This is a genomic window from Alteromonas sp. BMJM2 (genome assembly GCF_027257845.1).
GTDB lineage: Bacteria > Pseudomonadota > Gammaproteobacteria > Enterobacterales > Alteromonadaceae > Alteromonas.
In genome coordinates this window covers 118,144-128,480 of sequence record NZ_JAPVOT010000010.1, presented here as the reverse complement: position 1 = coordinate 128,480, position 10,337 = coordinate 118,144, and the positions used below count along the sequence as shown (strand labels likewise).

6 protein-coding genes and 1 pseudogene are annotated in these 10,337 nt (G+C 44.9%); 4 read left to right on the top strand and 3 right to left on the bottom strand.

The window, feature by feature from the left end; genetic code table 11:
• Nucleotides 1-596 precede the first annotated feature (596 nt).
• A complete protein-coding gene (locus O9X84_RS12535) occupies nucleotides 597-1,496 on the bottom strand; it encodes a TraB/GumN family protein (RefSeq protein WP_269520110.1) in 900 nt (299 codons plus the stop codon).
• Between the two features lie 411 nt (nucleotides 1,497-1,907).
• Here O9X84_RS12535 and O9X84_RS12530 point away from each other — a divergent pair, with 411 nt between their 5' ends.
• A complete protein-coding gene (locus O9X84_RS12530; RefSeq protein WP_269520109.1) occupies nucleotides 1,908-2,903 on the top strand; it encodes an alpha/beta hydrolase in 996 nt (331 codons plus the stop codon).
• Nucleotides 2,904-3,034: 131 nt separating this feature from the next.
• Here O9X84_RS12530 and O9X84_RS12525 read toward each other — a convergent pair whose 3' ends face one another.
• On the bottom strand, nucleotides 3,035-3,553 hold the full coding sequence (locus O9X84_RS12525; protein WP_269520107.1) for a hypothetical protein: 519 nt from the start codon (nucleotides 3,551-3,553) through the stop codon (nucleotides 3,035-3,037).
• A gap of 327 nt (nucleotides 3,554-3,880) precedes the next feature.
• On the opposite strand from O9X84_RS12525, the gene O9X84_RS12520 reads away from it, so the two are divergent.
• The 3 genes from O9X84_RS12520 (at nucleotide 3,881) to O9X84_RS12510 (ending at nucleotide 8,248) form a co-directional block, all read left to right on the top strand.
• Complete coding sequence (locus O9X84_RS12520; RefSeq protein ID WP_269520106.1) at nucleotides 3,881-5,560, top strand: carbon starvation CstA family protein; 1,680 nt, start codon at nucleotides 3,881-3,883, stop codon at nucleotides 5,558-5,560.
• A 251-nt stretch (nucleotides 5,561-5,811) separates the two neighbouring features.
• A complete protein-coding gene (locus tag O9X84_RS12515) occupies nucleotides 5,812-7,053 on the top strand; it encodes an SO_0444 family Cu/Zn efflux transporter (RefSeq protein WP_269520105.1) in 1,242 nt (413 codons plus the stop codon).
• 112 nt (nucleotides 7,054-7,165) lie between these two features.
• A complete protein-coding gene (locus tag O9X84_RS12510; RefSeq protein WP_269520104.1) occupies nucleotides 7,166-8,248 on the top strand; it encodes a CNNM domain-containing protein in 1,083 nt (360 codons plus the stop codon).
• Nucleotides 8,249-8,291: 43 nt separating this feature from the next.
• Here the strand turns inward: O9X84_RS12510 and O9X84_RS12505 are convergent.
• A pseudogene (locus O9X84_RS12505) lies at nucleotides 8,292-10,289 on the bottom strand (TonB-dependent receptor); the annotation flags it as partial.
• Nucleotides 10,290-10,337: the final 48 nt, after the last annotated feature.

Here is a 10,337-nt window from a genome sequence, read left to right as displayed (position 1 = left end):
AGAATGTTGCAACGGGATATGTGTTTAGCAACTACGCTAAATGATTATGTGCATGAGCCGTATACGAGGCCCGTATGTACGGTTCTGTGAGAGGGATGAGGCGGTGACGCCTCACCCTACTCGATATGCTTTTTGGAAACTCATGAAATCAATATGCCGCTTCAAACACGCGGTGAACCCATCCATGGGCGCTCTGCCACAGCATCCATGCTGTGGAAGGTTTGAAACGGCATATTGATTTCATTCCCTTAGCACTAGGAATAAGCTTGCGGGAGAGGAGGAAACACACCGTGAACCCGTCTCTTCTTTTATATTAGCGGCTTCGCAGCTGCATCCATGCAGCTGAGAGTTCTAGATTGCACAAGTGCCCCCCTTTTTGGCATCTATTGAGCCTGTGCAAAGAGGAAAAAACACGGCGTAGACCTATCCACGATTTTGTATATGCGCCTTCCCAGCAGCTTCCCTGCTGCGATGAGTTTTTGATGGGGCTTCACTCCCTCCTTAATTGGCATAACAACAGTTGTGCGGGGAGGAAGAAACACGCCGTGAATCCGTCCCTTCTTTTAAATTAGCGGCTTCGCAGCTGAGAGTCTTAGCTAAAGCTGTTTAACGGAATACCCTTTTTGTTTAAGAAGCTCAAGTACGTTGTCTTCGCCAACGAGATGGCCAGCGCCGACTAGTACAAACTCTTGGTCGTCATCACCAAAAATGGCTTCTATTTGAGGGATCCAGTTTATATTGCGTTTGGTAAACACATCGTCATAGGATTCTGGCGCTTCTTGTTTGAAAGTTTGAATTACCAGCTCGTTTAAGGCTTCTGTGTCTCCTGCACGCCACGCTTTTATGGTCTGTTCAAGTTCGCTTTTGAGATCGGGTAACGTCGCTAGAGTTTCGGATATAAAGCGTTCTTCCTCACCATCGCCTAAATTTGCAAGCATATTAATTTGAAAATCCAGAGACTCTAAATATTCTCTATCCTTGCTGTCTCGCTTTGCTAATTGAGTGAAATAGGCGTCTACACCTTCACCGGCCATTTGCGCTCGTTGTGCCTCCATGGTAACTAACATAGTAGTCACAAAACCCGGTTTAAAACTGGCTAACTGGTTTGCACTAGCGCCAAAGGCAGATAAATACTGGTCCAGTGCGGTGAACGTTTCATCTGTCAGAGTGTCTTTGAGCGTTTCTCCATTTTGGTAGGATAGCGCCATCATCATCTGTTGCTGCGCGGCTACGTCAGTTGGCTCCGGTAGCTCGGCTTCAAAAACCACGGTATCGCTTTGCTGATAAATGTCAGTAAATTGTGCGGGTAATGGAAACTCTGATTCGGGGAGAATGTGAATAGTGCCACCAATATAGACGGCATCACCGTTTTTTGTTACTTCCCAAATAGAAGTGCCATCGTTGCCATTACTGGCATTTTCAACACTGAGCGCGGTGGTAGATAGTAACGCAAGCCCAATTCCTGCAGCCAGTTTGCGAAAAGTACGTGATTTCATGTCAATTTCCTTATTAGTCGTCATTAGTCGCAATGTATGTCTGTCGATAAGCAATAAATGGCAACGTTGTTTGTTATTGGTTTTTCGAAGATAGTTATAACTCAAGTGCTTGATAAATAATACTGCACTGGCTCTCTTAAGTAGAGCATGTTTATTAGAAAGTGCTTATGAACTCATATTTATTCGCTGATGTTGAACCAATGATGCTTTACAAAAAGGGGGTAGTCTGTACCCTTCGGTAGAGTATTTTGTAAAACACTATTCTTGTTAGATTACGTTTTTTAAGTGTTTGTGAGCAAATAGTCAGCTGCAAAGTTCTCATTGATAGAATTTACCTGTCTTGGGTTCTCTATTTGAGGCGTAAGTCTCCATCTATTGCAAAACGTGTTTCAATTACTGGAAATAAAGGGCATGCCTGATAATACGAATAGTTCATCTCACGTCATTAGCCGCATCATGAATACTCCTGCAGGCCTAAGTGATGAAATGAAACAGGCAATGTCGCAGTTTCCTTCACCTTCCTTAAATGCCGTTAAAGCTAATTCGCCGTCTACCAAAGCGCAATGGCTTGAGCAGATACACTTGGGCAACACCCAGCAAAAGAAGAAAGTAAAAGCGATGCGCAAGCAGTTTAACGTTGCTGTTGAGTTAATACATGTTTCTGGAGTGAACATTCGTAAAGTGACGCCTACTCATATCAATCCGGCTTTTGAAGGTAAGGTATATATCGACTTCCACGGTGGAGCCTATGTCTTTTTTGCAGGCCTTCCAAGCATTGAGGAGGGCGTTTTAATTGCCAGTAGGTTGGGTATTGTGGTGTACTGCGTTGATTACCGCATGCCACCCTCTTCGCCGTTTCCTCAAGCATTAGATGACGCTTTTACTGCTTATTGCCATTTGAAGGATAGCTATGGTGCTAACAATATTTTTGTTGGAGGCACATCAGCAGGCGGTGGGCTAGCACTGTCACTACTGCAAAAGCTTAAGAAGCAAAATATTGAGCTACCAATAGCAGCTTATACAGGTACGCCTTGGGCCGACTTATCTAATGCCAGTGATTCGTTAGTTATCAATGAGGGCGTCGATAGAATACTCATGAGTTACCAAGGGCTGCTTAAGGCTGCGGCTATGCTGTACGCAGGCAAACATTCGCTCACAGAACCTAGCGTTTCTCCTGTGTATGGTGATTTTACTGATCTGCCACCCACAATATTGGTGACAGGAACACGGGATTTATTTTTAAGTGACACGGTGCGAGTGAATCGCAAATTAAGAGAGTGCGGTATTCACACTCAGCTAGAGGTGTTTGAAGGGCTCTCTCATGCTGACTATTTAGTGGCGCACAATACGCCGGAATCGGTGACAGTATACAAAGAGATAAAGCAGTTTTTCTTAAACGCTATTTAGGGCGAGCCAATATTAAATGAAAGGGCGCCTTAGTCATGCTGAGGCGCCCTTTTTATCAATATCGTTGCTAGGTCCAAAAAATATCTATTCTAGGTCCCTGTAGTCTATTTTTACCCAATGGTGTCTAACATTTAAGAACCAAAAATTACCGTTAATACTGCTACCGCAGCGCCTATTCCCGCAATTTTAAGCCCGTTTTTGTACATGGGTAACTTTGGCATAAACATTAAAAACGCCGACACCACAAAGAATAGCAAGCTTACGCCAAACGCGATGTTTAAGTAGAACAAAGGACTGTTGTTCGTCGCCTTGTGCAGCTTTACCATTTTAGCTAACACAATAGGGTAGTCTTTTTTTGTTAGTGTGGCTGTGCCAGATGCCTTATCGTATTCACCTACATTAAGCGTGATAGTGTCGTTGTCTTCACTAATAACTTTTAAGCCTTTTACTTTAATAGCAGAACTTACATCTTCTGCCGATAGGTTTGCACTGAGCTGTCGAGTTTGCACCTGCTCATACTTTAAAAAGTCAGTGGGCCTGAAAATGAGCAAGACACCGCTCAATGCATAAATTGCCATGATCCCAGATAAAAAGAAGCCCAACCATCGGTGGTACTTACGAAACGCCATGTGAAGTTTTGGAGATGCCATTTTATTTACTTTATGTGTGAAATTTGATTAATGAGACGCTTTATAAACGAGAATGATTCTTTTTTAAAGTGTTAGACTGTCAATTACACGTAAATAAAGACGAATTGAGGAGCCTGTTACAAATTCTATGCAACTGGAGTTTACAGGGCTAAGCCCTATCTTGAATTGATCCTATTGTTAGTCCATTGGTATGACTTGTCGGAATCAGCTTTAAGAAAGATAGACTTTGGTCTAACATCGCCTCGCTTTGCGTGTAAAAAATGCTTTAATTACGTGTTGTCAGGTTTTACATAAAAATGACAACAAAAACGACAGTGAGAAAACTATATGCAGTCCATAGCTATCGTAATACTTGGGATCATCGGAATGCTTTTCGGATGGTTTGTGTATTCAAAATTTATCGCAAACCGCATTTTCAAGTTAGATGATAATTTTGTCACCCCCGCTCACACCGAGCAAGACGGAAAAGATTTCGTTCCTACCAATAAAGTTGTTCTTTGGGGACACCACTTTACGTCAGTTGCTGGCGCGGCTCCTATTGTAGGGCCTGCCATTGCGGTGTACTGGGGATGGGTACCCGCAGTGCTTTGGGTAGTGTTTGGTACAATCCTTTTTGCAGGTGTTCACGACATGGGAGCATTGTGGGCCAGTGGTCGACATAAAGGGAAGTCAATGGGAGCATTGTCTGAAAGCGTTATCGGTAAGCGCTCTCGCTCGTTGTTTATGATTGTTATTTTCCTCGTTCTTCTCATGGTGAATGCGGTGTTTGGTGTGGTGATTGCAAATTCCTTTGTGTCCCAGCCTACGGCTGTTTTTCCTGCATGGATGGCAATAGCGGTTGCTTTGATTATTGGGCAGCTTTTAAAACGTAATTTTGCGCTAATACCGCTGTGTCTGGTGGGTATTGTCGTACTTTATGCCTCAGTGTATGCGGGAAGCTATATTCCAATAAGCTTACCGGAGACTATGTTTGGTTTAGCAGATAAGGCCAACTGGATAGTCATTCTATTTATATATGCAGCTATTGCCTCACTGTTACCGGTCTGGATGCTGCTTCAACCACGGGACTTTATTAACGGCATGCAGTTATTAGTGGGGCTGTTTTTACTCTATGGCGCTGTATTTTTCGCTATGCCTGATATCACTGCGCCGGCGTTTAATATGCAAACCGCCGTCGACACCCCCAGCCTCATTCCTCTTCTTTTTGTCACCATTGCCTGCGGAGCCGTGTCGGGTTTCCACGGTATTGTCGCGTCAGGGACGAGTTCTAAGCAGCTTGATAAAGAAACTGACGCACGTTTTGTCGGTTATTTGGGTGCGGTAGGCGAGGGTTCACTGGCTCTTATTACTATAGTCGCAGTAAGCGGCGTTGCATTTGCTGCGTCTCCTGAAGAATGGCACGAAGTGTACAGTCATTTAGGTGCGGGTAGTGTAGGTGCGTTTATCACCGGGGGAGCTAATTTAATTCAGCAAGGATGGGGCTTACCCGTTGACTTCTCATCCACTATTTTAGCCGTTATGGTTGTGCTTTTTGCAGGTACCACGATGGATTCAGGCGTGCGACTTCAGCGTTATATTATTCAAGAGTGGGGTGACATTTACTCAGTTGACGCACTGAAAAACGGTGTCGTAGCTACATTGCTTGCGGTGGGGTGTTGTTTATTGCTCGCCTTTGGTGCAGGTGGGGCCTCTGGCAGTGGCGGAATGATCATATGGCCGCTATTCGGTTCAACAAATCAAATACTGGCCAGTCTTACACTGTTAGTCATATCGGTCATGCTTATCAAGCTTGGCAGGCCAGCGAAGTACACACTTATTCCTATGGTATTCGTGTTGATTATGGCCTTTTTTGCCGGGCTTATTAAATTAAAAGAGTATTACCTGGCAGAGAATTATCTATTGGTGTTTCTTGACGCGGTAGTGCTGATTGTTTCTGTATTGGTCATGTTAGAAGCGTTTTCAGTGGTTTCAAAGCTTAAGAAAGACAGTAAGCGCGACACACAGTAACTCCCGTTACGTGTTCATGGTTGACCTCACGCTTTTGCTTCTAGCGAAGTACATCGGGTAGAGCAAGTCAACATTTGGCCTACACACCTGTGTAGGCCTTTTTTATTTTTATGCCCTCCGTTAACTTTCCCTAACAACGCGAATTGCCCGCGCTCATTTATGAATAGGCCGTTTTCTGTTACACTTAACGGATATACTGTGAATCATCACTTTGTGTTTTTAACGATTTATTTCGCCCTATTTGAGGAAGCATGTCAGACATCATTCTGCTCGGCCAAAATTTTTTAGCGCTATTCATGGAATCTGCGCCATGGTTACTCTTGGGTCTGTTTGTGGCCGGGGTGATGCATGAATTGGTGCCAGTGTCTTTTCTCGAGCGTCACATGGGAAGTAACTCGATAGGGTCAATTAGTAAGGCTGCAGTCATTGGTGCACCATTGCCTTTATGCTCTTGCGGCGTTATCCCCGCGGCGTTGGGCCTTAGGCGCAGCGGTGCCTCAAAGTCCTCAACTATTTCATTTCTTGTTTCCACGCCTGAAACCGGGGTAGATAGTGTATCGGTTTCTTATGCGTTACTTGGCCCATTATTCGCCATCATCAGACCAATAGCTGCAGTGGCCAGTGCCATTTACGCTGGTATTATGGTTAAAGTGTTCGGCGACTCAGACACCAATGTGCATGACAATACGCATGAAACAGCCGAACCCGTGAGTTCGTGTTGTGAAAGCGAATCAATAAAGCCAGTGGAGAGTGCATCATGCTGCAGTACTAATGCTGAAGTCGCCCAGCCCTCGTCATGCTGTAATAGTTCACAGAAAGAGAGCGGTAATCATAGTACGAATGCCAATAGTAGCGGTGCCGGGCACACTGACCGCTCTTTAAACGCATTTTCAAGTTTCTCAAATGCCGCAGGGTCTGCTGCCCGCGTGGCTCGTTATGCCAGCGGAAAACTGCTTGAAGATATAGTGGTGTGGTTATTGATAGGTTTAGCGTTGGCTGCTGCAATTAAAACGTGGGTGCCCACCGACTTTTTAACGCAATGGGGTGACGGCCTTGTTGCTATGTTGGTAATGGCATTTATTGGTATTCCGATGTATATCTGCGCAACGGCCTCAACGCCCTTAGCCGTTGGTTTCTTGGCGGCAGGGTTATCGCCTGGTGCTATACTGGTGTTTCTTATGGCAGGGCCTGCAACGAACATATCAACTATGGGTATGATTAAGCAAGAAATGGGGTTGAAGACCCTTGCGCTGTATTTGTTTAGCGTGGTGACGGCAAGTATTGCATTTGGCTATTTGCTTAACTACCTTGTGTCGGCTATGTCGCTTCAAGGGTTAATTCAAACCCAATCAGCGCTTCATGAGCACGGCGGTGAAGTTCAAGTCGCTTATGCGTTAAGCGCTATCATACTCGGTGCTTTGATGCTGCGTATTGGCATCAATAAACTTATGCAGTATCGCCACACGCAAACGCCATCATCATGCTGTCATTAAATACAAATAATCTATCAGTGCGCTTGTAACGCCTGCGATGTTCCTCATAATATAATGCTGCGATATAACAATAATCACTCGCAGCTTTATCTAGTCCTTATGGAAACCCTACATGCTTTTACTTATTGTGTACGTGTTTATTTCACTTGGCTTTTCGTTTCTGTGTTCAATTGCAGAAGCGGTGATCTTGAGTGTGTCTTCTGCTTATATCTCCGTACTGGAAAAAGAAAATGCGCCAAGTGGAAGGCTGCTGCGTAAACAGACCGACAATATCAATACGCCGTTGTCTGCAATTCTTACGCTTAATACGATTGCCCATACTATGGGAGCTGCCGGTGCCGGAGCGCAAGCTGCATCTGTATTTGGCGAGGCGTATATAGGTATAATTTCTGCCGTATTAACCTTACTCATTCTCGTGTTTTCTGAAATCATTCCAAAGACCGTGGGAGCAACCTACTGGCGAGCACTCGCCCCCGCTACGGCGTACTTTTTAAAATACCTCGCCCTTATTTTAATGCCCTTTGTAAAAATGTCTGAATTGCTCACCCGCGGATTTAAAGAAGACAGCCCGTTAAGAGGGTTAAGTCGTAGCGAGCTTCACGCTATGGCTGAGCTATCAGGGCAGGAAGGGCAACTTGCTAACCACGAAGCCTCGTTTTTACAAAGTCTGCTTAGCCTTCACGAGCTTAAGGTGAAAGACGCAATAACCCATAGAACGGCGTTATTTTCTGTTTCTGAATCGATGACGGTAGAGGCCTTTTTCCACAAGCATTCTAATATCGAGTTCTCGCGTATTCCTGTTTATGAGGACAATGATTCTGAAAACATTACTGGCTACGTGATGCGTTCAGACTTGCTAGTTGCTCAAGCCCGCGGCAACACTGATAAACCCCTGTCTGAATACGCTAAGAATTTAATTACCATTTTAAATATTATGCCCTTATCGGTGACGTTTGAGCACTTCATCGATAAGCACGTGCATATGCTGCTGGTGGTTGACGAATATGGCGGTTTAGAAGGGGTTATTACCCTTGAAGATTTGCTAGAACGTTTACTGGGAGTGGACATTGTTGATGAAAAGGATAAAACCGTCAGTATGCGCCGCTTAGCAAAAATGATGACGCGCAGAAAAGAAACTATGATGATTAAAAATGTGCCAGATGCTTCTCTTGAAAAGGCGAAAAGCAAGCGCTAAGGTTAAAATGCTAGCTGCACTAGCACTTACGAGGCTGCAATGTCTAGCTATCAGGCTGACCACCATACATCTCAGACTGGTAGCTGTAGTCACCGCCAAACGCGAACTTTTCATTTGGCTGATAGCGCATCTGAATGTAAACACTCTTATCGGCAAAGTTACTCAGCGCAAGGCCGATATTATCAGAATCATATGACGCGAGTACTTCTGAATCCATTATTGCTGCTGAAGCCTGCATGCTCAGCTTATCAGTAATGTCGCCACTAACTCCAAACTCCACCCCGTCAACTCTGTTCTCACCAGTATTAAGAGAGCCTAGCGTCGTGTAAGCATCTCCAACGCTTTCATGTACATCACTTTTAGTAATACGGAAAACGGCAGCATTGGCACTTAGCTTTTCATCAAACAATAACCACTTTATTCCTAGCTCAATATTCTCAACTTGTTCTGGGTCAGCTTGCGCAGCTTGTTCTGGTGTGCCGCATAGACCGCCGTAGCCGCAGTTTGCGCCTAAGTCTGATTCACCGCCATTGATATTAGTTGCGGTACTGTAAGAGGCATAAACATTACCATTTTCCGATACTTCATATACTAGCCCAAAGTGGCCATTATAAAGCTCGTCTGAAAACTCGAAAAATTCAGTAGACGTCTCGTTGGTATAGTCGTAGCTATCTAAGCGAACGCCAAAGAACACGTTAAGCGCATCGGTGAGTTCAAAAGTATCCATGGCGTAAAGGGAATAGGTTTCAATATCAAACAGGGCATCTGCATCGCCGCGGGTGATTTCTTTACCCATAATACTGTTGATGTCATCGGCTATATTGCCATTGGCATCGGTAATACAAAAGCTGTCTGACACACCACGTCGTCCATCAGTTAAGCAATTAGTGTCGTTAGCATAATCAACGGCAAAAACACCATTGTCTACCGACTCATCAGTGTACTCAAAACCGAATACAAAACGATGCTCTGCACCGGCCAATGAGGTATCCCAAAATAAGTTGAACTGTGTAGTGACATAATCAACATCTTGCCAGCCCTGATGATTACTTAAGGTGAGTGTAGATTCGCTAGGCGCTGTCGGGTCTGTGTCTGCGCGAGTAGAGCCACTTAAACCTGTAGTAACGTACTCGTTCTCTGTTTTACCAAAGCGGGTGGCGTTGTAAAAACGAACGTTATCGCTGATATCGTATTCGGTGCGCAGCGTGAAGGTTTTTACTTCAGGATTCATGAAGTCTTCGTCTTGTGCATAAACCGGAATATCGCTTAGCGGTTCACCGGCATCACGGTCGAAATAGCTGCCTAAGTCAGGCTCATCTTCTGCGTTTAAATAGTAAATATCACCGGTAAACGACAAACGGTCGGTAGGTTGATTAACATAAGAAAGCTGCACGCCGTCTCTGCTGCGTTCGATTCCTTCACGACCAGGCATGTCTTCTGAAGAGGTCAGGGCGTTTAGTCGAATGGCGCTATCTTCGCTCAGTGTTTTATTCAAATCAGTAGTGAAGCGTACGTGCTCATCGGTGCCAATCGCGGCATCTACGCGACCAAAATTATAGCTGGTAGACGCTTTTTTAGTAATTGAGTTTACTGCACCGCCAGATGAACCGCGGCCTGCAAAGGTCGAGCTTGGACCTTTTGTTATTTCAACACGCTCAGTAGCAAAGCTTTCGCGAGTTGTCATACCTGGGTCGCGCAATCCATCAACAAACACGTCGCTTCGCGCTTCATGACCGCGAATAATGTAGCGATCGCCAAAGGCATTACCATTTTCGCCAGTACCGAGTGTTACACCAGCCTGGGCAGAGAGGATATCTGCCAGGTCAGTTTTACCACTTTCCTGAATTTGGTCTTGAGTAAGAACACTGATAGTTTGCGGGGTATCGACTAAATCGGCAACACGTCGAGGATCGCCAGATTTGGCGTAACGATAAATAGACTGTTGAACGCCGTGAATACGAATAAGCTCAATGGCTTTATCGTCAGCGGCTTCACAGGTTGCCGTGGTGCTGTCTTGGCACTGCTCGCTGCTTGCTTTGGCGTTTTAACTCATTATCTCGATTTATAATTTGAGACTTACTCTACGAGG